General features: G+C 62.2%; 26 protein-coding genes and 1 pseudogene. 12 read left to right on the forward strand and 15 right to left on the reverse strand.

What is annotated here, in order from left to right; all coding sequences use genetic code 11:
- Window positions 1-114: 114 nt before the first annotated feature.
- The 4 genes from X735_RS158765 to X735_RS158750 all read left to right on the forward strand — a co-directional run bounded on the left by X735_RS158765 (window position 115) and on the right by X735_RS158750 (window position 3,727).
- Window positions 115-1,449 (forward strand): solute carrier family 23 protein, encoded by a 1,335-nt coding sequence (locus tag X735_RS158765; RefSeq protein WP_023809831.1) that lies wholly within the window; start codon window positions 115-117, stop codon window positions 1,447-1,449.
- Window positions 1,450-1,685: 236 nt separating this feature from the next.
- Complete coding sequence (gene corA / locus X735_RS158760) at window positions 1,686-2,660, forward strand: magnesium/cobalt transporter CorA (protein WP_023809832.1); 975 nt, start codon at window positions 1,686-1,688, stop codon at window positions 2,658-2,660.
- 123 nt (window positions 2,661-2,783) lie between these two features.
- Window positions 2,784-3,260, forward strand: coding sequence for a MaoC family dehydratase (locus X735_RS158755; protein WP_023809833.1), 477 nt, complete (start codon window positions 2,784-2,786; stop codon window positions 3,258-3,260).
- Window positions 3,257-3,727, forward strand: coding sequence for a MaoC family dehydratase (locus X735_RS158750; RefSeq protein ID WP_023809834.1), 471 nt, complete (start codon window positions 3,257-3,259; stop codon window positions 3,725-3,727). Before X735_RS158755 ends, X735_RS158750 begins: the two co-directional genes overlap by 4 nt.
- Window positions 3,728-3,772: 45 nt before the next feature.
- On the opposite strand, the gene X735_RS158745 is transcribed toward X735_RS158750, so the two are convergent.
- From X735_RS158745 to petA, 6 genes are all read right to left on the reverse strand, one after another.
- Window positions 3,773-4,318, reverse strand: a complete 546-nt coding sequence (locus X735_RS158745; protein WP_013529989.1) for an adenine phosphoribosyltransferase — start codon at window positions 4,316-4,318, stop codon at window positions 3,773-3,775.
- A 9-nt stretch (window positions 4,319-4,327) separates the two neighbouring features.
- Window positions 4,328-5,473, reverse strand: a complete 1,146-nt coding sequence (locus X735_RS158740; RefSeq protein ID WP_023809835.1) for an alpha-hydroxy acid oxidase — start codon at window positions 5,471-5,473, stop codon at window positions 4,328-4,330.
- 176 nt (window positions 5,474-5,649) lie between these two features.
- Entirely contained in the window at window positions 5,650-6,345 is a 696-nt protein-coding gene (locus tag X735_RS158735) for a phosphatase PAP2 family protein (RefSeq protein WP_023809836.1), read from the reverse strand.
- Window positions 6,346-6,472: 127 nt separating this feature from the next.
- Window positions 6,473-7,345, reverse strand: a complete 873-nt coding sequence (locus X735_RS158730; protein WP_023809837.1) for a cytochrome c1 — start codon at window positions 7,343-7,345, stop codon at window positions 6,473-6,475.
- 28 nt (window positions 7,346-7,373) lie between these two features.
- Window positions 7,374-8,675, reverse strand: coding sequence for a cytochrome b N-terminal domain-containing protein (locus X735_RS158725; RefSeq protein WP_013529985.1), 1,302 nt, complete (start codon window positions 8,673-8,675; stop codon window positions 7,374-7,376).
- 16 nt (window positions 8,676-8,691) lie between these two features.
- Window positions 8,692-9,252, reverse strand: a complete 561-nt coding sequence (petA, locus tag X735_RS158720) for a ubiquinol-cytochrome c reductase iron-sulfur subunit (protein WP_023809838.1) — start codon at window positions 9,250-9,252, stop codon at window positions 8,692-8,694.
- A gap of 260 nt (window positions 9,253-9,512) precedes the next feature.
- On the opposite strand from petA, the gene X735_RS158715 reads away from it, so the two are divergent.
- The 3 genes and pseudogenes from X735_RS158715 (at window position 9,513) to X735_RS01000000165645 (ending at window position 10,556) form a co-directional block, all read left to right on the forward strand.
- Window positions 9,513-9,788 (forward strand): type II toxin-antitoxin system Phd/YefM family antitoxin, encoded by a 276-nt coding sequence (locus X735_RS158715; RefSeq protein ID WP_031212730.1) that lies wholly within the window; start codon window positions 9,513-9,515, stop codon window positions 9,786-9,788.
- Window positions 9,788-10,210, forward strand: a complete 423-nt coding sequence (locus X735_RS158710) for a type II toxin-antitoxin system VapC family toxin (protein WP_023809840.1) — start codon at window positions 9,788-9,790, stop codon at window positions 10,208-10,210. Before X735_RS158715 ends, X735_RS158710 begins: the two co-directional genes overlap by 1 nt.
- Window positions 10,211-10,556: pseudogene (locus tag X735_RS01000000165645) on the forward strand (cupin domain-containing protein).
- A gap of 62 nt (window positions 10,557-10,618) precedes the next feature.
- On the opposite strand, the gene X735_RS158705 reads toward X735_RS01000000165645, so the two are convergent.
- Genes X735_RS158705 through X735_RS0133870 form a run of 5 tightly spaced genes read right to left on the reverse strand, consistent with a single transcriptional unit; the run spans window position 10,619 to window position 15,632 of the window.
- Window positions 10,619-10,930 carry a DUF6665 family protein gene (locus X735_RS158705; protein ID WP_023809841.1) on the reverse strand — a complete coding sequence of 104 codons (312 nt, stop codon included), beginning with the start codon at window positions 10,928-10,930 and terminating at the stop codon, window positions 10,619-10,621.
- Between the two features lies 1 nt (window position 10,931).
- Entirely contained in the window at window positions 10,932-11,423 is a 492-nt protein-coding gene (locus tag X735_RS158700) for a GNAT family N-acetyltransferase (RefSeq protein WP_023809842.1), read from the reverse strand.
- A 3-nt stretch (window positions 11,424-11,426) separates the two neighbouring features.
- On the reverse strand, window positions 11,427-13,310 hold the full coding sequence (locus X735_RS158695; protein ID WP_023809843.1) for an ABC transporter ATP-binding protein: 1,884 nt from the start codon (window positions 13,308-13,310) through the stop codon (window positions 11,427-11,429).
- 10 nt (window positions 13,311-13,320) lie between these two features.
- On the reverse strand, window positions 13,321-15,207 hold the full coding sequence (locus X735_RS158690; protein ID WP_023809844.1) for an ABC transporter ATP-binding protein: 1,887 nt from the start codon (window positions 15,205-15,207) through the stop codon (window positions 13,321-13,323).
- Window positions 15,208-15,236: 29 nt separating this feature from the next.
- Window positions 15,237-15,632 carry a hypothetical protein gene (locus X735_RS0133870; RefSeq protein ID WP_023809845.1) on the reverse strand — a complete coding sequence of 132 codons (396 nt, stop codon included), beginning with the start codon at window positions 15,630-15,632 and terminating at the stop codon, window positions 15,237-15,239.
- 505 nt (window positions 15,633-16,137) lie between these two features.
- Here X735_RS0133870 and X735_RS158685 point away from each other — a divergent pair.
- Window positions 16,138-16,596, forward strand: a complete 459-nt coding sequence (locus X735_RS158685) for a tRNA (cytidine(34)-2'-O)-methyltransferase (protein ID WP_023809846.1) — start codon at window positions 16,138-16,140, stop codon at window positions 16,594-16,596.
- 161 nt (window positions 16,597-16,757) lie between these two features.
- Complete coding sequence (gene soxR, locus X735_RS158680) at window positions 16,758-17,219, forward strand: redox-sensitive transcriptional activator SoxR (RefSeq protein WP_023809847.1); 462 nt, start codon at window positions 16,758-16,760, stop codon at window positions 17,217-17,219.
- Here soxR and X735_RS158675 read toward each other — a convergent pair.
- Window positions 17,216-17,473: a hypothetical protein gene (locus X735_RS158675; protein ID WP_013529975.1), complete on the reverse strand. Its 258-nt coding sequence runs from the start codon at window positions 17,471-17,473 to the stop codon at window positions 17,216-17,218. The genes soxR and X735_RS158675 overlap by 4 nt on opposite strands.
- A 167-nt stretch (window positions 17,474-17,640) precedes the next feature.
- Between X735_RS158675 and hemF the strand changes: the two genes are divergently transcribed.
- The 3 genes from hemF (at window position 17,641) to X735_RS158660 (ending at window position 19,541) form a co-directional block, all read left to right on the forward strand.
- The gene (gene hemF / locus X735_RS158670) at window positions 17,641-18,555 is read left to right on the forward strand and encodes an oxygen-dependent coproporphyrinogen oxidase (protein ID WP_023809848.1); all 915 of its coding nucleotides are present in this window, start codon (window positions 17,641-17,643) and stop codon (window positions 18,553-18,555) included.
- Between the two features lie 311 nt (window positions 18,556-18,866).
- The gene (locus X735_RS158665) at window positions 18,867-19,127 is read left to right on the forward strand and encodes a DUF1344 domain-containing protein (protein ID WP_023809849.1); all 261 of its coding nucleotides are present in this window, start codon (window positions 18,867-18,869) and stop codon (window positions 19,125-19,127) included.
- Window positions 19,128-19,355: 228 nt separating this feature from the next.
- On the forward strand, window positions 19,356-19,541 hold the full coding sequence (locus X735_RS158660; RefSeq protein ID WP_013529972.1) for a DUF1059 domain-containing protein: 186 nt from the start codon (window positions 19,356-19,358) through the stop codon (window positions 19,539-19,541).
- A gap of 1 nt (window position 19,542) precedes the next feature.
- Here the strand turns inward: X735_RS158660 and X735_RS158655 are convergent, their stop codons facing one another.
- From X735_RS158655 to X735_RS158645, 3 genes are read right to left on the reverse strand one after another with little or no spacing between them, the layout of a single operon-like run.
- A complete protein-coding gene (locus X735_RS158655; RefSeq protein WP_023809850.1) occupies window positions 19,543-20,808 on the reverse strand; it encodes a CCA tRNA nucleotidyltransferase in 1,266 nt (421 codons plus the stop codon).
- On the reverse strand, window positions 20,805-21,437 hold the full coding sequence (locus X735_RS158650) for a CoA pyrophosphatase (RefSeq protein WP_023809851.1): 633 nt from the start codon (window positions 21,435-21,437) through the stop codon (window positions 20,805-20,807). Before X735_RS158650 ends, X735_RS158655 begins: the two co-directional genes overlap by 4 nt.
- Window positions 21,437-22,066, reverse strand: a complete 630-nt coding sequence (locus X735_RS158645) for a DUF1285 domain-containing protein (protein WP_023809852.1) — start codon at window positions 22,064-22,066, stop codon at window positions 21,437-21,439. Before X735_RS158645 ends, X735_RS158650 begins: the two co-directional genes overlap by 1 nt.
- Window positions 22,067-22,186: the final 120 nt, after the last annotated feature.

Below are 22,186 nucleotides of genomic sequence, written 5' to 3' on the forward strand. Positions count from 1 at the left end.
GTCTGCTTGGCCTACAAAAAAACAGTTGGCAAATGTTGTGGCCGCTGTCCTTCGGCACCGACTGATCCCATGATCGAGCGGGAATTTCCAGAGGGGTCAGAAGGGGAACGGTACATGGAACGCGTTGCGTCAGAGATCACATTGATTGCCCAACCGGACGATCCGCTGCCATGGGGCAAGGCAGCGCTGCTCGGCCTCCAGCATGTACTGGCGATGGACGTCTACATCGTGCCGTTTATCATCGCATCGGTGCTCGCCTTCAGCGTCGGCGATGCCGGCGCCTTTATCCAGTCCGCATTCGTGGCCGCAGGCATTGCCACACTGATCCAGTCGCAGCTTTTGATGCGGCTGCCGGTCGTCCAGGGGCCGTCCTTCGTCCCGATCGGCGCGGTGCTGGCCATCGCCTTCGGAGCAGGCGGCGGCGTTGGCGGTCTCTCCGCCGTGGTCGGAGCGCTCATTCCGGGCGCCATACTGGTCATCCTGCTCGGTTCGCCGACAAGAATCTTCCATCGCCTCGTCAACCGCTTCGTACCGCCCATCGTCGGCGGTGCGATCATCATCGTCGTCGGCGTCGCCTTGATGCCGGTGGCGCTCAAGGAGAGCGTGTTCGCGGTCCACGGCACCGCCACGGTCGGCGGCAACATCGTCCTCGCTTTTATCGCCGCTGCCTTCCTCGTCGGCTGCATGCTGACCGGCATGGCACTTGGCGCGAAGGGCGCCTGGCTGCGCCTGCTGTCCGTGATCATCGCCCTGGTGGCAGGCAGCGTGGCCGCCGCCTTCATGGGCCAGTTGAACATGGCGGGCGTTGCGGACGCGACATGGTTTTCCATGCCGCGAATCGCCTTCCTCAATCTCGACGTGACGTTCTCGCTGTCGGCGACACTGACGATGCTGATCGTCTATATCGTCGTTCTCGCCGAAACCACCGGCACCTGGTTCGCCGTCGGCGCCGTCATCGACAAGCCGCTGTCGGACGAGCAGCTCGACAAGGGCGCGACAGGTGAAGGCCTCGGCTGCCTGGTCAGCGCGCTGCTGTGCAGCACCCCGGTGACCGGCTATTCGTCCAATGCCGGCATCATTGCCATCACCGGCATTGCCAGCCGCGCCGCCTTTGCCGCCGCCGGCATCTTCCTGGTGCTGTTCGGGCTGATCGGCAAGCTTTCGGCGGTCATCGCCTCGATACCGGGGCCTGTCATCGGCGGCGTTTTCGGCGTCCTCTGCGTCGTCATCGCCATGAACGGTTTCCGCGTCGTGCGCGGTACACCCCTGACCGAGCGCAACATGCTGGTCATCGGTCTGCCGATCCTGATGGCGCTGTTTGCCACGCTGGCGCCGCCGGATTTCGTCAAGACGCTCCCCGACCTCGTGCAGTACATCCTCGGCTCATCGATCGCCTTCGGCGCCGTCTGGGCCATCGTGCTGCACCAGATCCTGCCAAACTCCCGGTAGACGTATCCTAAGATGGCGGGCGGCAATGTGCCGTCCGCTATCTCTCTGCATCGTTGACAGCACTTGCCGTTGACCTGTTTTGCGGGCGGCATGGCCTGCCTTGACCTTGTCACATCACGGGTCTAATCGGCTGGGGCACGCGGTCGGCGCTTTCGGCGAAAGTGTCCGTCTCGTGCAATCCAACACGACGCGTCAATCCGAACGCACCCTTTGACCCCAGCAAGGGATATCAGGCGATGATCAAGGCCTTCGTCGTGGACAATGACCGCCTGCGCGTCGTCGACGATCTCCTGGCAAACAGCGAGACCATCGTCTGGGCGGACCTGTTCAACCCGACAAAGGAAGAGGAAGCGACGATCGAGAGCTGGCTCGGCGTTGCCATTCCGACGCGCGAGGAGATGGAGGAGATCGAGATTTCGAGCCGCCTCTATGTCGAGGACGGCGCCTACTTCATGACCGCCACCCTGCCCGCCCAGACCGAGGTCGACGATCCCTTGATGTCGCCGGTCACCTTCGTGCTCGCCGGCACAAGGCTGATCACGGTGCGCTACCACGAGCCGAAGGCCTTCAAGACCTTTCCGCAGCGCGCCGAGAAGGTGGCGACCGGCTGCACCAGCGGCGACACCATCCTGATCGGCTTGCTGGAGGCGATCGTCGACCGTCTCGCCGACATTCTGGAACGCGCCGGCCGCGACATCGAGGCGATCTCGCGCGATATATTCGAGGCGCGGTCGACCAAGGTTTCCAAGCGCAACCGTGATTTCCAGGAGTTGCTGAAAGCCATCGGCCGCAAGGAGGACATCGCGTCTTCGATCCGCGACAGCCTGATCTCTCTGCAGCGGCTGGCAGGCTTCTTCGCCCATGCCTCGACCCGCACCAAGATGAGCAAGGACACCAAGGCGCGCATCAAGACGCTGTCGCGCGATGTGCTGTCGCTCGCCGACCACGCCACCTTCCTGTCGCAGAAGATCTCCTTCCTGCTCGACGCCACCCTCGGCATGATCTCGATCGAGCAGAACGCCATCATCAAGATCTTCTCGGTCGCCGCCGTCATCTTCCTGCCGCCGACTTTGGTCGCCTCGATCTACGGCATGAATTTCGACGTCATCCCCGAGTTGAAATGGGAGCTTGGCTATCCCTTCGCCATCGCCATGATGGTGCTGTCGGCGATCCTGCCCTTCTGGTACTTCCGCCGCCGCGGCTGGCTCTGAGTGGCCCTGTCGATCGGCTGCCACAGGCTGGCGCAGTAGAAATCGCTTGACCAAACGAACGCCGGCCTGCATCCGGAAACCCCGATCCTGGGGATCGTGGGTCGACAAGCCGGATTCCAGACCATGACTGCAGAGATAAAAACATGGGCCTATGAGGACTTCATCGAGGGCGCATCGATCGACCTCGGCTCGAAGCTCGTGAGTGCCGCCGAGATCGTCGAATTCGCCGGAGAATTCGACCCGCAGCCGATGCATCTCGACGAGGAAGCCGGTAAGGCCAGCATCCTCGGCGGGCTGGCAGCGTCGGGCTGGCACACCTGCGCAATGTTCATGCGCATGCTGTGCGATGCGTTCCTGCTGGACTCGACCTGCCAGGGCGCGCCCGGAGTCGATCAGGTCAAATGGAAGAAGCCGGTCCTGGCCGGCGACCAACTGACCGGCACCCTGATGGTTATTGCCAAGCGCCTGTCGAAATCGAAGCCGCAACTCGGCTTCGTCACCATGCGCAGCGAACTGTTCAACCAGCGTGGCGAAAGCGTCTTCGAGCTCGAGAACTCCGTCATGTTCCTCACGCGCGATGCCGCGGGGAGCCAAGCATGACACTGGACGAGTTCTTCCGTATCGGCACCACCGTCACGCTCGGCTCGCACTCATTCGAGCCCGAGGCGATCAAGGCCTTCGCCCGTAAGTACGACCCGCAAATCTTCCATATCGACGAGGAGGCCGCGAAGAAAAGTGTGCTCGGCGGCCTCTGCGCGTCCGGCTGGCACACGGCCGCGACCTGGATGAAACTCAATCTGGAAAACCGTATGGACGCCGAGATCGCTGCGTGGAGCGGTCCCGGTCCAGTGCCGGAATTCGGTCCCTCGCCCGGCTTCAAGAACCTGAAATGGCTGAAGCCGGTCTATGCCGGGCAAACCATCACCTTCACGCGCACCGCGCTGTCGCACCGCCCAATCGCCTCACGCCCCGGCTGGCGGCTGCTGGCGCTGCGTTCGGAAGCTTTCGATTCCACCGGCGACAAGGTGCTCGAGTTCGAAAGCGCCGTTCTGGTGAAGGCCGAGTAACGCCACTTTCCCTCTCCCTTCTTGTAGGAGAAGGGAGAGCACTCCTCAATGTCCTTCGAACCCTATCAGCGTTCTGACCGGCACACCGAGGGCTTCGAGCTTGGCGCGGCCGCCGAGGTCCGGCAGGTCGATGACAAAACAGGCAGCGAGGATGTCGGCGCCGATCTGGCGCAGAAGTTTGACCGCGGCTTCAGCCGTTCCGCCGGTGGCGATCAGATCGTCGACAAGGATCACCTTCTCGCCCGGAGCAACGCCGTCCTTGTGCATCTCCATCTCGTCCAGCCCATATTCCAGGCTATAGGCGACGCGCACCGTTTCGTAGGGCAGCTTGCCCTTCTTGCGGATCGGCACGAAACCGGCCGAGAGCTGATGGGCGACGGCGCCGCCAAGGATGAATCCACGTGCCTCGATGCCGGCGATCTTGTCGATCTTCTGGCCGGCATAGGGATGCACCAGTTCGTCGATGGCGCGGCGGAAGGCGCGCGCATTGCCGAGCAGCGTGGTGATGTCGCGAAACAGGATGCCGGGCTTGGGATAATCCGGAATGGTGCGGATCGCGGCGAGCAATGTGTCTTCGAGGGAGGATTTCATGGGTCGAGATTACCTGAAACGGACGTTCTTGCGCGACAATTGTTCGATCGAACTGCAGCCCATCAGCTTCATGCCGCGTTCGATCTCGACCCGCATCTGCTCAAGCGCCCGTTCGACGCCGGGCTGGCCTGCCGCCGCGAGCGGGAACAGATAGTAGCGTCCGACGCCGACGGCCTTGGCACCGAGCGACAGCGCCTTCAGCACATGGGTGCCGCGCTGCACGCCGCCATCCATGATGACGTCGATCCTGTCGCCAACGGCGTCGACGATCTCGGCAAGCTGATCGAACGCCGCCCGCGAGCCATCCAGCTGCCGCCCGCCATGGTTCGACAGCACAATGCCGCTGCAGCCGATGTCGACGGCGCGTCTTGCATCCTCCACCGATATGACGCCCTTGAGGCAGAACGGACCCGACCAAAGCTTGACCATCTCGGCCACGTCGTCCCACGTCATCGACGGGTCTAGCATCTCGGTGAAGTAGCGGCTGATCGACATCGTGCCGCCACCCATGTCGACATGCTCGTCGAGCTGCGGCAGCTTGAACCCCTCATGGGTGAAATAATTGATCGCCCAGGCCGGCTTGAGCGCGAACTGCGCCATTCCGGCGAGATTGAGCTTGAAGGGAATGGCAAAGCCGGTGCGTTTGTCGCGCTCGCGGTTTCCCCCGGTGATGCTGTCGACGGTCAGCATCATCACCTCGACGCCGACCGCCTTTGCGCGCTGCATCATCGCCCGGTTAAGACCTCGGTCCCGGTGGAAATAGAACTGGTAGACCTGTGGGCTGCTGCTGATGCCGCGCGCCTCCTCGAGGCTGACGGTGCCAAGCGAGGAGACGCCGAACATGGTGCCGTATTTGGCGGCGGCCCTGGCGACCGCGCGCTCACCCTGATGGTGGAACAGGCGCTGCAAGGCGGTCGGCGAGCAATAGAACGGCATCGCCAGCTTCTGGCCCATGACCGTCACCGACATGTCGACCTCGCTCACTCCGCGCAGCACGTTGGGAACAAGGTCGCAGGTCTCGAAGCTTTCGGTGTTGCGGCGATAGGTGACCTCATCGTCGGCCGCGCCGTCGATGTAGTTGAAGATCGGCCCGGGCAGCCGCTGCTGTGCCATCCGCCGGAAATCGGAAAAGTTGTGACAGTCGCTGAGCCGCATCATCGAATTCCAAAGGCCATGGCGGGACGAGCTTCTCGCCACCGTTCGATGCGTCGAATATCAACCTGATGCCGCCATGCCAACGGACTAATTGCCGAACTTTCGCTTGAGCACGAGCGTTAACAAAAAAGGAGCGCCTTAAGCGCCCCTTCCCGTCTAAATCCGGCTGACGAGGATTACATGCCGAGATCGGAACGAAGCTCGGCCCTGGCCACTTCATATTCAGCCTTGAAGTCGTCCCGGTTGAGCAGGACCGCGGCAATAACGCTGCCGGAAATCTTGCCCATCTCGACGTCGGACGCATAGTGGATGCCGCCGACCTCGCGGTTGTGGGCGTATTCGGCCGCACGCGCCATGATCTCGGCGCGCTTTTCCGGGACCATGTCGGACAGGATGATGCCCATCATCGTGCCTACGGTGGCATGGCCGGACGGCCAGGAACCGGAGCTCGACAGCTTGACCGCCGGCTTGACGAGATCGCTGAGCTGATGCGGGCGCGGGCGCTTCCAGACATCCTTGGCCGGGTCGACTACAGCCCCTTCGGTAGCCACCACGCGATCGAAGAAAGCGCTGAATTTCGGCAGCGTTTCCTTGTTGAATTTCGGCCCCATGACGTCGGCAAAGCGCCAGACATTCTCCTCGGCATCAGCCACCGCGCTGGCGACCATCTCCGGGGTGCGCGTCACCTGCAGCGTCAGCACCTCGCCGAGTTCGGCCTTGGTCTGCGCCGAATCGTTTGCCGGCGGCGGCGGCAGGATCATCGTCAGGTCGACGTCCTTGTTGGTGACGAAGGGCTGGGCGTCTTCCGCTTGCGCTGCCGAGCCGAGGATGAGCAGCAACAGGCCTGCCGCGAGCGATGCGTATCTTTTCATGAATGCGATCCTTTGATGAGAGCAGCACAGGATCGCCGGATGCGATGACGGCCATGTGACATGACCAGCCTCCGGAAATGCAAAAGGGCGCCTCTCGGCGCCCTTCGCGATCACTTGATTGTATGGCCTAGTGGGCCACGCCTTCCCACACCTTGCGCTTGGTGAGATAGACCAGCGCGCCGAACAAAAGCAGGAACACCAGAACGCGAAAACCGGTCTTCTTGCGGTCTTCCATATGCGGCTCGGCCGCCCACGCCAGGAAGGCGGAGACGTCGCGGGAATACTGGTCGACGGTCTGCGGCGCACCGTCATCATAGGTCACCTGGCCGTCGGAGAGCGGCTTGGGCATTTTCAGCGACACGCCGGACATGAAGTACGGATTGTAGTGGGTGCCTTCCGGGATCACCATGCCGGCCGGCGGCGTCTGGTCGTAGCCGGTCAGCAGCGAGTGGATATAGTCGGGACCGCCGGCATCGTATTGTGTGAAGATGTCGAAGACGAATTGCGGAAAGCCGCGCTCGACGCCGCGCGCCTTGGCCAGCAGCGACATGTCGGGCGGGGCAGCGCCGCCATTGGAAGCAGCAGCCGCTTCCTCATTGGCGAAGGGCGGCGGGAAATGGTCGGACGGCTTGCCGGGACGGTCGAACATGTCGCCGGCATCGTTGGGGCCGTCATGGATTGTGTACTCGGCCGACAGCGTCTTGATCTGCGCATCGGAATAGCCGAGGTCCGACAGCGTGCGGAACGCCACCAGGTTCATCGAATGGCAGGCCGAGCAGACTTCCTTGTAGACCTTGAGGCCGCGCTGCAACTGCGCCTTGTCGTAAGTGCCGAATGGGCCGGTGAAACTCCAGTCCATTTCCTTTGGCTCGTCGATCGGGAAATGCGTCGGATTGGCCACATTGTGTGCCTCTTCGGCGGCGATCGCCCGAGTGCCCGCGGCCCCAGCGGCGACCGCCACGAGGCCGATCAGCGCCAGCGAGGTGAGAATCTTTTTCATGCCAAATCCCCTTAGATTCTCTACCCGCTCAGCCTTTGGTTTCCGGAGCCGCCGTAGCGCCCGCCGGATGTCCGCTGCCGCCCTTGTTCTTCTCGAGCACCGCCTCGGTGATCGAGTTCGGCAGCCGTCGCGGCGTCTCGATCAGGCCGAGCACCGGCAGCGCGATCAGGAAGAAGGCGAAGTAGAACAATGTCGCCATCTGCGCCATGAACACATAGCTGCCTTCGGCCGGCTGCGAGCCCAGCCAGCCAAGCAGGATGGCATCGGCCACGAACAACCAGAAGAACAGCTTGTACCAGGGCCGGTAAACGGCCGAGCGTACCTTCGAAGTGTCGAGCCACGGCACCAGGAACAACATGACGATGGCGCCGAACATGCACAGCACGCCGCCGAGCTTGGAGTTGATCGGCCCGACATTGAAGGTGATGGCGCGCAGGATCGCGTAGAACGGCAGGAAGTACCATTCGGGCACGATGTGGGCCGGCGTCTTCAGCGGGTTGGCGACGATGTAGTTGTCGGGATGGCCGAGATAGTTCGGCAGGTAGAAGACGAAATAAGCGAAGAAGAACAGGAACACGATCATGCCGAACGCGTCCTTGATGGTCGCGTAGGGGGTGAAGGCGACAGTGTCGGTCTTCGACTTGACCTCGATACCCGTCGGGTTCGACTGGCCCACGACATGCAGCGCCCAGATGTGCAAAACGACGACGCCGGCAATCATGAACGGCAACAGATAGTGCAGCGCAAAGAAACGGTTCAGCGTCGGGTTGTCGACGGCAAAGCCGCCGAGCAGCAGCTGCTGAATCCAGTCGCCGACCAGCGGAATGGCGCTGAAGAAGCCGGTGATGACGGTGGCGCCCCAGAAGCTCATCTGGCCCCATGGCAGCACGTAGCCCATGAAACCGGTCGCCATCATCAGGAGATAGATGATGCAGCCGAGGATCCAGAGCAGTTCGCGCGGCGCCTTGTAGGAGCCGTAATAGAGGCCACGGAAGATGTGGATGTAGACGGCGACGAAGAAGAACGAGGCGCCGTTCGAATGCATGTAGCGCAGCAGCCAGCCGGAATTCACGTCGCGCATGATCTTCTCGACCGAGCCGAAGGCCAGATTGGTGTCAGCCGTGTAATGCATGGCCAGCACGATGCCGGTCAGGATCTGCGCCACCAGCATGATCGAAAGGATGCCGCCAAAGGTCCACGCATAGTTGAGGTTGCGCGGCACCGGATAGGCAACGAAGCTGTCATAGACCAGCCGCGGCAGCGGCATGCGGGCGTCGAACCAGCGTCCGAGACCGGTTTTGGGCGTATAGGTCGAGTGTCCCTCGCTCATCGAAATATCCCCTGCCTCAACCGATAAGGATCTTGGTATCGGAAATGAACTTGAATACCGGAACCGCCATGTTCTCAGGCGCCGGGCCTTTGCGGATGCGGCCGGCCGTATCGTATTGCGAACCGTGGCACGGGCAGAACCAGCCGCCGAAATCGCCTTCCTGGCCAAGCGGAATGCAGCCGAGATGCGTGCAGACCTGAACCATCACCATCCAGGCCTCCTTGCCGGGCGTGGTGCGATTGGCGTCGGTCGCCGGCGCATCGGACGGCAGATTGGCGTTGCGGGCGATCGGATCCTTGAGATCGGCGAGATTGACAGCCTCGCCGTCCTTCATTTCCTGTTCGGTGCGGTTGCGGACCACGACCGGCTTGCCGCGCCACTTGACGATCAGCGACATGCCCGGCGTCAGCGAGGCGACGTCGACTTCGACGGAAGCGAGCGCCAGCGTCGAGGCATCGGGGCGCATCTGGTCGATGAACGGCCACGCGAAAGCACCCGCGCCGACCACTGCGGCCATGCCGGTGGCGACGTAGAGAAAATCACGACGGTTGGGATCCTGGGTGTCGGTTGCGCTCACGGGTGCCTGATCCTTTCGCCTCTTCCGTGCCGGTGGCTGAGCCTTGTTCCCCGCTCAATTACGCCAACCCGACAGCGCATGGCGAACAGGCTTGCGAATTCCTCCGGCATTTGGACTTCGGTTTATGCGTGAAGCCCGTTTTTGTCCAGACGGGTGAAGGCACAAGGGCAGATTGTCGCGGGCGTTCCGCACAGCGATGAATTTGACGTGCTTGGCTAAATGTAGCAATATGTCTACATCTACTCGACGGAGGTGCTGAAATGAACATCTCAACGAAGACGATCACCATCATGTCGAGCCGTGAATTCAACCAGGACACGGCGCTTGCGAAGCGGGCTGCCAGGAACGGACCGGTTATCATCACCGATCGCGGCAAGCCTTCCCATGTGCTGATTTCGATGGAGGAATACGAGCGGTTGGAGAAGAAGCCGAGAAGCCTCGCGGACGCGATTGCCGACGATCGCCCCGAAGCAGACTTCGACTGGGAACCACCTCGCCTGGAAGGACCGTTTTTCAAGATTCCCGATCTCGACTGATGTTTATTCTCGACACCAATGTCGTTTCGAATCTGCGTCGTCGGGACAAGGCCGATCGCAACGTTTTAGCCTGGTCTGAGACCCACGACGTCGCCAGCTTTTTCATGTCGGTGATTTCGATCCTGGAACTCGAAATCGGAACACTGTTGTTGTCGAGGAAGGACACCCGCCAGGCCGCCATGTACCGTGAGTGGTTGGATCAAATACTAATTCCACAGTTCGACGACCGGATACTGAGCATAGACACGGCCGTTGTCGTGCGTTGCGCAAACCTCCACGTTCCTGACCCTAAGCCGGAACGCGATGCTCTCATTGCCGCCAGCGCGCTTGTCAATAATTTGACAGTCGTGACACGCAATACCAAGGATTTTGAGGGCACCGGGGTGAAGCTTTTCAACCCCTGGATACCCGCGAAGGGCTAGATAGCCAGGGCACAAATCATAGACCGCGACACCTGGTCTGTTCGCTCCGACCATTGGAAGGGCGAATTGCAATGTGGCGCCTACGGCTCTCCTGCCTGATCTTCAACTATCTGCCTGGCGTCGGAGGCGGCCCCGCCTGCATACACATCCCTACGCTGAGATCTTCATCATTCGCCAGGGCACCGGCCTGTTCACCGTCGGCGACCAGGAGATCGAGGCATCCGCCGGCCAGATCCTGATCGTGCCGCCCAATACGCCGCACAAATTCACCAATCTCGGCCCAGGCCCGCCGGAGACGACCGACATCCACGAGAATGGCAGCTTCATCACCGAATGGCTTGAGTAGACCATGATCCCGAAAAGTGGGAACCGGTTTTCGGAATAAGATCATGGTCCAACAAAAGAGAGTTATTTCGCGCCGAGCCTGGCCAGCACCGCTTTCGGGATGTTGTATTCACGAATGACGGTATCGTGCTTGCGCAAGCCGCACAGCTCGCGCTGGATGAAATAGCCATGCACCGCCTCGGCGGCATCCTTGAGCAGCCGGGGGCGCAGTTGCTCGTCGGCATTGTCGCGCAGCCTGGCCAACGTTTCCTCTACCCGCTGGCCGGCGCGGCCAAGTGCTGCCGCCTTTTCCGCCAATATTTCATGGCCGAGCGCGTCGAAGGCGGCTTCCGCGGACGAGGCGCCGGCTAGATGAGATGGCGGACGCAAGGACATTTCAGCTTCCTTTCCCGAAGACCATGCGGTGTGTGACGAATTCTTCGCCTTCCACGCGCTGAAAGCCAAGCCGTTCGTAGAAACCGAAGGCTTCTTGCGGCGCGCGGGTGTTCAGCACGGCGAAATGGTGACGTGCCCTGTCGATAACGGTCTCGACCAGCATCCGGCCAAGACCGTTGCGACGGTGGCGCGCACTGACGAACAGGTGCCGGACCCGGCCGTGGCCCCTGGCCTCGAAATAGGGATCGATGTTCAGCCCGCACACGCCGGCGAGTTCCCGGCCATTCCAGGCTCCGTAGAGTGCCTCGCCGCGCTTCAAGAACTTGTTACGGCCGCTAGCCCAGCCATCCGCCAGGCGCACCAGCATCCAGTAGCCCCCAAACCGGCTTTCCTGCTTCAGCGCGTCGAAGGCCGGCGTGGTTGGCCGGAGCCGCTTGAGCACATAGCTCACTCCGGGGCCGATCTCTGGAATGACCTCTGCCGATCCAACCATGCCCTACTCCGCAGGCCGCGTCTCTTCGAGCACGCTGTCCTCGTGATAGAGAAAACCGCCGGACTGCCGCTTCCACAGCCGCGCATAGAGCCCGTCGAGCGCCACCAGCTGGTCATGCGTGCCTTGCTCGACGATGCGGCCGCCGTCGAGCACCACCAGCCGGTCGAGTGCTGCGATCGTCGACAGCCGGTGGGCGATGGCGATGACCGTCTTGTTCTCCATCAGCCGCGTCAGATTCTCCTGGATTGCCGCCTCGATATCCGAATCGAGCGCCGAGGTCGCCTCGTCGAGGATCAGGATCGGCGCGTCCTTCAGGAAGACACGGGCGATCGCCACGCGCTGGCGCTGGCCGCCCGACAGTTTGACGCCGCGCTCGCCGACAAAGGCCTCGTAGCCGGCGCGGTCCCTGTTGTCGCGCAAGGTCAGGATGAACTCGTGCGCCTCGGCCTTTTTCGCCGCCGCGATCACCTCCGCATCGGTCGCGTCAGGCATGCCGAGCTTGATGTTGTCGCGCAGCGAACGGTGGAACAGCGCCGTGTCCTGGCTGACGACGCCGATATTGGCGCGCAGCGAATTTTGCGTGACTTTGGCGACATCCTGGCCATCGATGGTGATCGACCCGCTCTCCAGATCGTAGAGCCGCAGGATCAGATTGGCGAGGGTCGTCTTGCCCGCGCCAGACGGTCCGACCAGCCCGACCTTCTCGCCCGGCTTGACGACAAGGTCGATGCCGTTCAGTACGCCGAAACCTTTGCCGTAATGGAACTCGACGTTCTTCACCTCGATACGCCCGCCTGCCACCACGAGTTCCTTGGCGTCGGGCGCATCCGTGAGGCCGAGCGGCTGCGAAATCAGCGCCTTGGAGTTCTCCAGCACGCCGAGGTTTCGCAAGATGCTGTTGAGCTGCATCATCAGCCGGCCAAGCAGCATGTTGAGCCGCAGCACCAGCGACAGGGTGAAGGCGACAGCGCCGACGGTGATCGAGCCCTCGACCCAGAGATAGACGGCAAAACAGCCGATCGCCGTGATCATGATGCCCGACAGCGTCGTCAGCGCCATGCGCACGCCGGTCAGCCGGCGGGTGAACGGGCGCAATGCGTCGAGGTAGATGTCGAAACCGTTCCTGATGTAGCGGTCGTCGCCATCGGCCGAGAACAGTTTCAGCGTCTGCACGTTGGAATAGGAATCGACAATGCGGCCGGTGATCATCGAGCCGGCCTCGGCTGTTTCCTCGGCATGCTTGCGGATTGCCGGCAGATAGAGCTTGGCCAGCCAAGCGAAAGCGGAAATCCAGATCACCACCAGCACCGCCAGCCTGAGATCGAGGCCTGCGACCAGCGCCAGCGTCGTCACCGTATAGACGATCATGAACCAGACGACCTCGATGAAGCTTTCCATCAGGTCGCCGGTGGCCTGGCCCGCCTGCCAGACCTTTGTTGCGATGCGGCCGGCGAAATCGTTCTGGAAGAAGGCGTAGGACTGGCGCGAGACATGCCGGTGCGCCTGCCAGCGCACCAGATTGTAGAAGCCGGGCGTGATCGTCTGTTCGTCGACCAGCGCCGAAAGGCCGACGACGACGGTGCGGATGACCAGCACCACCACGGCCATGAAAACCAGTTCAGGGCCTGCGGCGGCCCACAGTGCGTGCCAACTGCGCTCGGCGGGAAGCTGGTCGAGAATATCGACCAGCCGCCCGACGAAGTAGAACAGGCCGGCCTCGACCAGCGGCGCGATGCCGCCGATGACCAGCATGGCGAAGAAGGCGAACTTCGCCTGGCCGACATAGTGCCAGAGAAAGCCGCCGACGCTGGTCGGTGGCCGAAGATTCGCTGGCTCCCTGAACGGATAGACCCAGTTCTCGAACCAGCGATAGACGGCTGTCATCATGCGGCGGCCATCATTCTGCGGCTTGCCCCTTTGCAAGTGCGTCGTTGGCGGCGTCGGCGGGACCGTCCTCAAGCAGGAACCCGCCCGACTGGCGCTGCCAGAGCTGCGCGTAGAGCCCGCCCTTGGCGACGAGTTCCTCGTGCGAACCTTCCTCGATGACACGACCCTTGTCCATCACCACCAGCCTGTCCATCGCCGCGATGGTCGACAGCCGGTGCGCTATGGCGATGACGGTTTTGCCTTGCATGAGCTTGTAGAGATTCTCTTGGATCGCCGCCTCGGCTTCGGAATCAAGCGCCGAAGTCGCTTCGTCAAGGATAAGTATAGGTGCGTCCTTCAACATAACGCGAGCAATGGCGACGCGTTGCCGCTGGCCGCCGGACAATTTGACGCCGCGGTCACCGACATGGGCATCGAAGCCCTTGCGGCCGCTGGCATCCGAAAGCCCGCCGATGAAATCCAGCGCCTCGGCGCGGCGCGCCGCCTCGACAAGCATCTCGTCGGTGGCATCGGGCCGGCCATAAAGGATGTTCTCGCGCACCGAACGATGCAGCAGCGAGGTGTCCTGCGTGACCATGCCGATCTGCGCACGCAGCGAATCCTGCTTCACACCGGCGATCTCCTGGCCGTCGATCAATATCTGCCCGGCTTCGAGGTCGTAGAAGCGCAGCAACAGGTTGACCAGCGTCGACTTGCCGGCGCCGGAACGGCCGACGATGCCGACCTTCTCGCCCGGTTTCACCGCCAGCGACAGGCCTTCAATCACACCCTTCTGCTTGCCGTAGTGGAAGCGAATGTCCTCAAAGCGGATCTCACCCCTGGAAACGCTGATCTCCTTCGCGTCCGGCCTGTCCTCGACAAGGCGCGGCAGCGAGATTGAGGCGATGCCGTCCTGCACCGTGCCGATGTTCTCGAACAGGCCCGACATTTCCCACATGATCCATTGCGACATCCCCCACATCCTGAGCACAAGGCCGATGACCACGGCGACCGCGCCGATCGTCACTGCTTGCCCCAGCCACAGCCACAACGCCATCGCGGTGACAGAGAACAAGAGCAATGCATTTAGGATGTAAAGCGAGCCAAAAAGCACTGTCACCAGCCGCATCGACCGGTAGACCGTTTCGAGAAAGCCGGACATGCCGTCTTTGGCGAATGACGCTTCGCGGCGTGCATGGCTGAACAGCTTGACCGTCTGGATGTTGGAGTAGCTGTCGACGACACGGCCCGTCATGATCGAGCGCGCATTGGCCTGTTCCTCGCCAACCTTGCCCAGCCGGGGAATGAAAAACCGCAGCAAAAGGATATAGCCGACCAGCCAGACGCCGAGCGGCGCGGCCAGCCGCCAGTCGGCCGAGCCGACGATGAGCAGCATGCCGAGGAAATAGACGATAACGTAGTTCAGGACGTCGATCACCTTGATGACGCATTCGCGCACGGCGAGAGCCGTCTGCATCAGCTTTGTCGCGATGCGGCCGGCGAACTCGTCCTGGTAGAAACTCATCGACTGCTTGAGCAGATAGCGGTGCACCTGCCAGCGGATGCGCATGGGATAATTGCCCATCAGCGTCTGCTGGTTGAGAAACGAATGCAGCCATACCGTGCCCGGCAGCGCGAACAGCACGATGAAGGCCATGCCGGCGAGCTTCCAGGCTTCCGTCTGCAGGAAGGTTTCGCGATTCTGCCCCGACAGCCAGTCGACGATGCGGCCGAGGAAGCCGAACATCCATACTTCGGCGATCGCGATGGCCGTCACCAGCACCGCGTCGAAAAGGATATAAGGCCATGCGCCGCGCGTATAATGCAGGCAGAAGGCAACCAGCGTCTTGGGCGGCTCGACCGGTTCCGCTGCGGGGAACGGATCGAGCCTTTTTTCAAACCAGCTAAACAACAACATAGGTTATGCCTGTGAAATGTGTTTGCCGCTTACGCGGCACGTGAGCGTACGAAATCCCCGGTACCCATGGCATCAAGGGCCGACGGTCTGGAATCACCCGGACCGTCGGCCATGCCTCGTGCAATATAGGGGCTCGCGGGCTTTTCGCCGACAGCTGCGCCAGCCGATCCTGACGACACGGTGCCGCCAGCCCGGTTTTTCGCGCCCGGCCTGACCAGCCGGATGATCCGGCGCACCAGCGACGGGCGGCTCGGATCGGGAACCGCGCGCGAAAAATCGACATCCGGCAGCATGCCGCGATGCGGCCGGCGGCGAACCTCGGCGTGAACCGCAGACGAATAGGTGTCGCCGATCAGCAGCGCCCAGGTCGGCAGTCGGTGGATATGCAGGCTCCTCGAGCCAGGTATTCTATAGGGATCGAACATCGGTCCGTCCTCCGTGTGAAAATAGACATAAAAAGGCGAAGCAATGTCGTGCGCCGGCCTTCGGCCGGAGGCACGGATTGCATCCGTCGGGACACGAGGATAGGCCTCGGTCGCGACATGCTCAGCTGGGGCGCTTGGCCCCTTTAACCGGTTGAAAAACATCGCAGGATTCCTTCAAGAGCNGCTGGGGCTCTAGGCCCCTTTAACCGGTTGAAAAACATCGCAGGATTCCTTCGAGAGCCGAAAAATCGTTTCGGCGGGAATCGGTGCGATCAAGTCTTAGAGAGTCAGGAGAATCGTCGTACCGAAACCGCCGGCAGGCAGGTAAGCCCATAAGAGGGGCGCTGGATGTGCATGGTCATCATGAATTACCCCTCCATCGGTTCGGGTTGACAATGGAGCTGACATACCCGACTTCGCAGAAAATGGCCACCCGCAGGTCCAGCAATTTCCAAAACCGCGAGCCCGCTGTGGCCGATTTGCCACTTATTAGAAAGACGCGGAAATGAACTGTCGTCTCCGCATCGCGCTCTACCAGCCGGATATCGCCGGCAACACCGGGACAATCCTGCGCTTCGCCGCTTGCCTCGGACTTGGCGTCGACATCATCGAACCGGCCGGATTTCCGCTCTCCGACAAAGCGCTCAAACGAGCCGGCATGGACTACCTCGAAATGGCTGCCCTGACCCGGCATGTCGACTGGCACGCCTTCGAGGAACGGCGCAAGGCTGGTTCGCACCGGCTGGTGCTGCTGTCGACCAAAGCGACGACGGCCTACACCGACTTCACCTTCGCCGAAGGCGACATTCTGCTGTTCGGTCGCGAATCCGCAGGCGTGCCGGATCCTGTCCATCAGGCGGCGGATGCGCGGCTGACCATCCCCATGCAGGGCACGGCGCGCAGCATCAATGTCGCGCTTTCGGTCGCCATGGCGGCGGGCGAAGCCATCCGGCAACTCGGATAGGATCCGCAACCCATCGACAACACCATGCTTGCCGCCGCCGACGACAGTGGTTTCTCCACTCATTCTTACCCAGGCACACATCGCCTTCTCCTTCGTTTGCAGACCCCGGGTTTCTTCGCTACAAGCTCAGCTTAACTTGAGGTCAAGCGGGAAAATCAGGAATGGCACCGATAACGGAATTAACGGTCGGCCAGGTCGCCATGCGCAGCGGTGTGGCGGTGTCGGCATTGCATTTCTATGAGGCCCGCGGCCTGATCCGCAGCCACCGCACGGCGGGAAATCAGCGCCGCTACGGCCGTGACGTGCTGCGGCGCGTGGCGATCATCAAGGTGGCGCAGGAGGTCGGCATTTCGCTGGCCGAGATCGGTGAAGCCCTGGCATCGCTGCCAGAAGGCCGCACGCCGACGCGCGATGACTGGAACCTTTTGTCGACCGCCTGGCGCGACGGGCTCGATCACAAGATCGCCCAGTTGAAGAAACTGCGCGACGGGCTGACCGACTGCATCGGCTGCGGCTGCATGTCGATCGACAAATGCCCGCTGCGTAACAAGGGCGACCGGCTGGCGCGCGAGGGGACAGGGGCAAGAAGGCTGGTTGCTCCGCCTCTCTCGAGGACATCCTAGTCAGCCGCAGGCAACCGCCTGATGGTGAACTCGATCAAGTCGCCCGGCCGCTCGAACCAGCTTTCGATCTCGGTCCAGTAGGCCTGCTTGGGAAAGCGCTCGAACCATTCCTTGGCCTTGAGCCGCGCATCGGAGCGCGGCAGCACGAAGGTCTCGCGCAGGAAACCGTCGCGCGGCATACGAACACGCTCGGCACGGCTTTGGTCGAGCCTTTTCTTCAGGCCATCCAGCGGCGGTCTTGCCGGGGTGCGCACGAAACAACTCCTTGCACCTGGCGCATGACCCCGAAATCGGAATCGAGTTTCGGAAAGGATCATGCGCAAAACCAAAGTGACTTGACCCTTGCCCTTAAGAGATTAGGGATCGCGCCGGCAAAAGACGAGTCATTTGTGGGACTCGCCGCCCCAACCGGAGACGGCACTTGGAACGACCAGAAATACCGGCAGGCCTGCCCGCCGACATCGAACAGAAGAAGATGAAGGCAAGGCTGTGGTTCGAGGCGCTGCGCGAACGCATCTGCGCCACCTTCGAGCAGATCGAGCAGGATCTTGGCGGGCCGCTGGCCTCGTGGTCGCCCGGCCGCTTCGAAAAGACGCCATGGGAACGTGACGAGGGGCGCGGCGGCGGCGGCACCATGTCGATGATGCACGGCCGCGTCTTCGAAAAGGTCGGCGTCCACACCTCGACCGTCCACGGCGAGTTCTCACCCGAATTCAGGAAGCAGATGCCGGGCGCCGAGGAAGACCCGCGCTTTTGGGCATCTGGCATTTCGCTGATCGCGCATCCCTGGAACCCAAACGTTCCGGCCGTGCACATGAACACGCGCATGGTGGTCACATCTCGCCAATGGTTCGGCGGCGGCGCCGATCTAACGCCGGTGCTCGACAGCCGCCGCACGCAGGACGACCCCGACACGGTCGCCTTCCACCGCGCCATGCAATTCGCTTGCGAGAAGAACGCCGACGTCGCCGATTACCCGAAATACAAGGCCTGGTGCGACGAGTATTTCTATCTGTCGCACCGCAACGAGCCGCGCGGCACCGGCGGCATCTTCTTCGACTGGCTGCATTCGGGCGAGGACAAAGGCGGCTGGAATGCCGATTTCAACTTCGTCCAGGATGTCGGCCGCTCTTTTCTCGTCGTCTACGGCCACCTCGTGCGCGCCAACTTCAACGAGAACTGGACCGATGGCGACCGCGACGAACAGCTCATCCGCCGCGGCCGCTATGTCGAATTCAATCTGCTTCACGATCGCGGCACCATCTTCGGACTGAAGACCGGCGGCAATGTCGCGTCCATCCTTTCCAGCCTGCCACCCGAGGTCCGCTGGCCGTAACAAAATGGTGAGCCCGGCGTGAGCCGCATTGATGTCCCATTCGCTCGAAATGGGCATGGAATGTGGCACACGGTGCGGCGAAAAATTTCTTTTTCGTCTAATAGGCTGTTGAAAAGACTAGTCTATTTGTGGCGCCGGGTCGGGAAGCGCCGGCGGCTCGCCTGCGCGCAATTCCAGGAAAGTGCGAAACGGCTTTCCGACGGGAATTGCGTCAAGACAAAGCGAGCCGCGACCCGACGCGACCGGACGGCCCAAGACGATGCGGGACATCTTCGTCAAAAAGATACCCGCCTTTCCAGGAGTACTTCGCAATGCGCAAGATCATTGTTTCGGCTGCCGCCGCTGCCCTTCTCGCTTCCGGTTCAGTGGCATTCGCCGCCGTCAAGCACACCACCGGAACGATCAAGACCTTTGACACGACGGCCATGAGCCTGGTCCTCGATGATGGATCGTCTTTTACGCTTCCCAAAACCTTCAAGGATCCTGGCCTGACGGTCGGTGAAAAGGTCCGCGTCTCATGGGATATGAAGGGCAAGAACAAGGTCGCCGAGGCCGTCAAGGTCGCAAAATGATGGCTTGCCCGCCAGAGCAGGATGAGACGATATCCGGTCCTGTTTGGGGGTAGCGTAAGAGGGCGGAGCAGCGCCTGCTCCGCCTTTTCGCCGTTGACTGCAACCAATGCCACCCCATCTGTGTTATGCTTCTCCCGCTCGCGGCCCCAGGATCCGATCTCGGATTTGGACCGTCAGCCAAAAAAGTGCCGGAGCCTCGGGCTCCACGGAGGAAAAGGAGAAAATCCCATGAAGGAATTTCACTGCGGGTCGCTCGTGCCCGGCTGTGACTGGCACACGCGTGCCGACGAGGAGGCCGAGGTCATGCGCCGTGCCGTCGAGCACATGCGCGAGACGCATGGCGAGACGGTGATCCGCGAGACGATGATCGAGGCGATCCGCTCGCGCATCGAAAAGACCCGCGACGCGGCCTGATCTACCCGGCCTTCAAGGCTTCGGCGGCGCGCTTGAGGAGCGCGTCGCGATCAGGGGCAAACCCGGCTTCGACCCATTCCGCCTCGAGATTCCTGAGGACTTCGCCGAGTTTCGGCCCCGGAGTTGCGCCGAGCGCCGTGAGATCGGCACCTTTCAGTGGAAACAACGGCTTTTCCCATTTGATGGCGAAGGCGAGCAGGCGCGAAAAACCACCGGCTTCGAGCAGCGCCTCATTGTCCTCGACGGCGCGCACCCTGGCTGCCGCAAGCGACAGCCGCAGACGGTCGACAAACCCCTGCCGGTCACCGCGATAGAGCCTTTTCGCCAGTTCGCCCTCGGTCGTCTTCGGCTCGACGGCGCTGGCAAGCGCCCAGTGACGCAGGCGATCCGCTTCGGCGGTCGAGAGTTTGAGCCGCTCGGCGAGCGTCTTCATGCGAGCGGCATCGGGCGGCACGATCGCTTCCAGTCTGAGCAGCGGGTCGGGTGCCCAGCCCAGATCCTTCCCGGCCTTGGCCAACCCATGGATGGCATCGATGCCCCATTTCTCGCTTTCCGGCAGCGCTGCGGTCAAGACACCTGCCTGCCGCATCCAGAGCAGCGCCCGTGACGGATCGGGCGCCGACAAAAGTTTCTTCAGTTCCGACCAGATTCGCTCGGACGAAAGCTGGGCCAGCCCTTCCTTAAGCCGGGCACAGGCTTTCAGCCCTTCGGCGTCCGGCCGCCCGTCGCCGTACCAGGCGAAGAAGCGGAAGAAGCGCAGGATGCGCAGGTAGTCTTCGCGAATGCGCGCTTCCGGGTCGCCGATGAATCGCAGCCGGCGCGCCTCGATGTCGGCAATGCCGCCGACCAGGTCGACCACCTTGCCATCGGCCCCGGCATAGAGCGCGTTGATGGTGAAGTCGCGCCGCTCAGCATCGAGCTTCCAGTCGCGCCCGAACGACACTTTCGCGCGCCGCCCGTCGGTCTCGATATCAGCGCGCAAGGTGGTGATTTCATAAGGTTTTCCGCCGGCAACCACGGTGATTGTCCCATGCTCGATGCCGGTTGGCACCGCCTTGAACCCTTCCGCTTCGGCGCGGCGGAGGGTTTCCTCCGGCAGGCAGGTGGTGGCGATGTCGATGTCGGCGACCGGCTGGCCCATCAGCGTGTTGCGCACCGCGCCGCCTGCGACTCGCGCCTCTTCACCGCCTTCGGCCAGTGCGAACAGCAGGCGCTGCAGATGCTTGTCGCCGAGCCAGTCGGCCCTGTCCGCGATCGAGACACTCACGCATAAAGCCTTTCATAGAGGGTACGGATGATGCCGGCGGTGACGCCCCAGATGCGCCGTTCGCCGTAAGGCATGTCGTAGAAGAACCATTCGAGATCGTTCCACATACGGCTGTCGCGCTTGTGGTTGGCCGGGTCCATCAAGAAGCGCAGGGGCACTTCGAAAGCGGCGTCGACCTCGTCGGCGTTGAGCGTCAGTTGGAAACCGGGCAGCACGATGCCCAGCACCGGCGCGATGCGGTAGCCGCTGCCGGCCACATAGTCGGGCATGCGGCCGATGATCTCGATGCGGTCTCGGCCAAGCCCGATCTCCTCGAAGGTCTCGCGCAGCGCCGCAGCCTCAGGGCTCGGATCGGTCGGATCGATTGTGCCGCCGGGAAATGCCACCTGCCCCGAATGGCTGCGCAGCTTTTCGGCCCGTTTGGTCAGGAGAACCGTCGCATCGCCCTCATGATCGACCACCGGGATCAGCACCGCGGCATTGCGCAGCGCCATGCCCTGATTGAGGCGCGGATGGCCGGGGTTAAAGCGATGATCGCCATAATCGTCGCCTGCATGCGCATCGGGCTGCACGGCAAAACGCGCGCGAAAATCCGCGGATGAAAACGGCGCCGGCGTCACCTGGTCCATCACGCGCTCAGCCGCTTCAACTGGTCCGCCGGCATGATCGGGAACACGGCGCCCTTGGAGCGCACCGCGAACATCGTCTCGCCGCCGATCTCGACCTCCTCGCAATGCCCGACCAGTTCATACATCACCGGCCGCGCCACCAGCGCCTCCAGACGGCCACGCACCAGCACATAGGGCTTCAATCCGCCGGTCTCGTTCTCGTCGACAAAGCGCAGCGGCCGTTCCGGCCCGGCCTCGACGACATCGCCGACATTGGTGCGGAAGGTGATGGTCTGCGCTTCGCCGCTACCCGAAACGTCCATTTCGACGGCGATGAACGGCGCATCGGCGACGCGGATGCCGACCTTTTCCACCGGTGTCACCAGATAGGTCCTGCCATCGGCGTCCTTGCGCAGCACCGAGGAGAAAAGCTGCACCAGCGGCATGCGCCCGATCGGCGTGCCCAGATAGAACCAGGTGCCGTCGGACTTGATCTCCATGTCCAGATCGCCGCAGAAGTCGGGATTCCAGCGTTCGACGGGTGCCGCGCCCTTGCCGGCACGGGCGGCGCGCGAGATGAGTGCCTCGAGGCCACGCGCCTCGGTGGCACCAGTCAGGCTTTCTTCACGATGTACCAAGGGTCCCGTCATGGTCACGAAATAGTCACTGTTGTTCCGCTTGTCAGCCTAAGTCTGTGATTTAAGTTTCGACATAGGCGCCACGCGAGGCCGAATCGCGGCAACTTATGGTATGGTGCAGCCGTTGTTCCA

The organism is Mesorhizobium sp. L2C084A000, assembly GCF_000502875.1.
Taxonomy (GTDB): Bacteria; Pseudomonadota; Alphaproteobacteria; order Rhizobiales; family Rhizobiaceae; genus Mesorhizobium.

Excerpts from the sequence above, each read along its gene's own strand:
- X735_RS158755 (WP_023809833.1), top strand. The coding sequence starts at position 2,784 with ATGACTGCAGAGATAAAAACATGGGCCTATGAGGACTTCATCGAGGGC.
- X735_RS158690 (WP_023809844.1), bottom strand. The coding sequence starts at position 15,207 with ATGTTGTTGTTTAGCTGGTTTGAAAAAAGGCTCGATCCGTTCCCCGCA.
- X735_RS158740 (WP_023809835.1), bottom strand. The coding sequence starts at position 5,473 with ATGCGGCTCAGCGACTGTCACAACTTTTCCGATTTCCGGCGGATGGCA.
- corA (WP_023809832.1), top strand. The coding sequence starts at position 1,686 with ATGATCAAGGCCTTCGTCGTGGACAATGACCGCCTGCGCGTCGTCGAC.
- X735_RS158765 (WP_023809831.1), top strand. The coding sequence starts at position 115 with ATGGAACGCGTTGCGTCAGAGATCACATTGATTGCCCAACCGGACGAT.
- X735_RS158645 (WP_023809852.1), bottom strand. The coding sequence starts at position 22,066 with ATGACGGGACCCTTGGTACATCGTGAAGAAAGCCTGACTGGTGCCACC.
- X735_RS0133870 (WP_023809845.1), bottom strand. The coding sequence starts at position 15,632 with ATGTTCGATCCCTATAGAATACCTGGCTCGAGGAGCCTGCATATCCAC.
- X735_RS158695 (WP_023809843.1), bottom strand. The coding sequence starts at position 13,310 with ATGATGACAGCCGTCTATCGCTGGTTCGAGAACTGGGTCTATCCGTTC.
- X735_RS158665 (WP_023809849.1), top strand. The coding sequence starts at position 18,867 with ATGCGCAAGATCATTGTTTCGGCTGCCGCCGCTGCCCTTCTCGCTTCC.
- X735_RS158750 (WP_023809834.1), top strand. The coding sequence starts at position 3,257 with ATGACACTGGACGAGTTCTTCCGTATCGGCACCACCGTCACGCTCGGC.
- X735_RS158710 (WP_023809840.1), top strand. The coding sequence starts at position 9,788 with ATGTTTATTCTCGACACCAATGTCGTTTCGAATCTGCGTCGTCGGGAC.
- X735_RS158745 (WP_013529989.1), bottom strand. The coding sequence starts at position 4,318 with ATGAAATCCTCCCTCGAAGACACATTGCTCGCCGCGATCCGCACCATT.
- X735_RS158660 (WP_013529972.1), top strand. The coding sequence starts at position 19,356 with ATGAAGGAATTTCACTGCGGGTCGCTCGTGCCCGGCTGTGACTGGCAC.
- X735_RS158700 (WP_023809842.1), bottom strand. The coding sequence starts at position 11,423 with ATGGTTGGATCGGCAGAGGTCATTCCAGAGATCGGCCCCGGAGTGAGC.
- soxR (WP_023809847.1), top strand. The coding sequence starts at position 16,758 with ATGGCACCGATAACGGAATTAACGGTCGGCCAGGTCGCCATGCGCAGC.
- X735_RS158725 (WP_013529985.1), bottom strand. The coding sequence starts at position 8,675 with ATGAGCGAGGGACACTCGACCTATACGCCCAAAACCGGTCTCGGACGC.
- X735_RS158650 (WP_023809851.1), bottom strand. The coding sequence starts at position 21,437 with ATGGACCAGGTGACGCCGGCGCCGTTTTCATCCGCGGATTTTCGCGCG.
- X735_RS158735 (WP_023809836.1), bottom strand. The coding sequence starts at position 6,345 with ATGAAAAGATACGCATCGCTCGCGGCAGGCCTGTTGCTGCTCATCCTC.
- X735_RS158685 (WP_023809846.1), top strand. The coding sequence starts at position 16,138 with ATGAACTGTCGTCTCCGCATCGCGCTCTACCAGCCGGATATCGCCGGC.
- X735_RS158730 (WP_023809837.1), bottom strand. The coding sequence starts at position 7,345 with ATGAAAAAGATTCTCACCTCGCTGGCGCTGATCGGCCTCGTGGCGGTC.
- X735_RS158715 (WP_031212730.1), top strand. The coding sequence starts at position 9,513 with ATGAACATCTCAACGAAGACGATCACCATCATGTCGAGCCGTGAATTC.
- X735_RS158705 (WP_023809841.1), bottom strand. The coding sequence starts at position 10,930 with ATGTCCTTGCGTCCGCCATCTCATCTAGCCGGCGCCTCGTCCGCGGAA.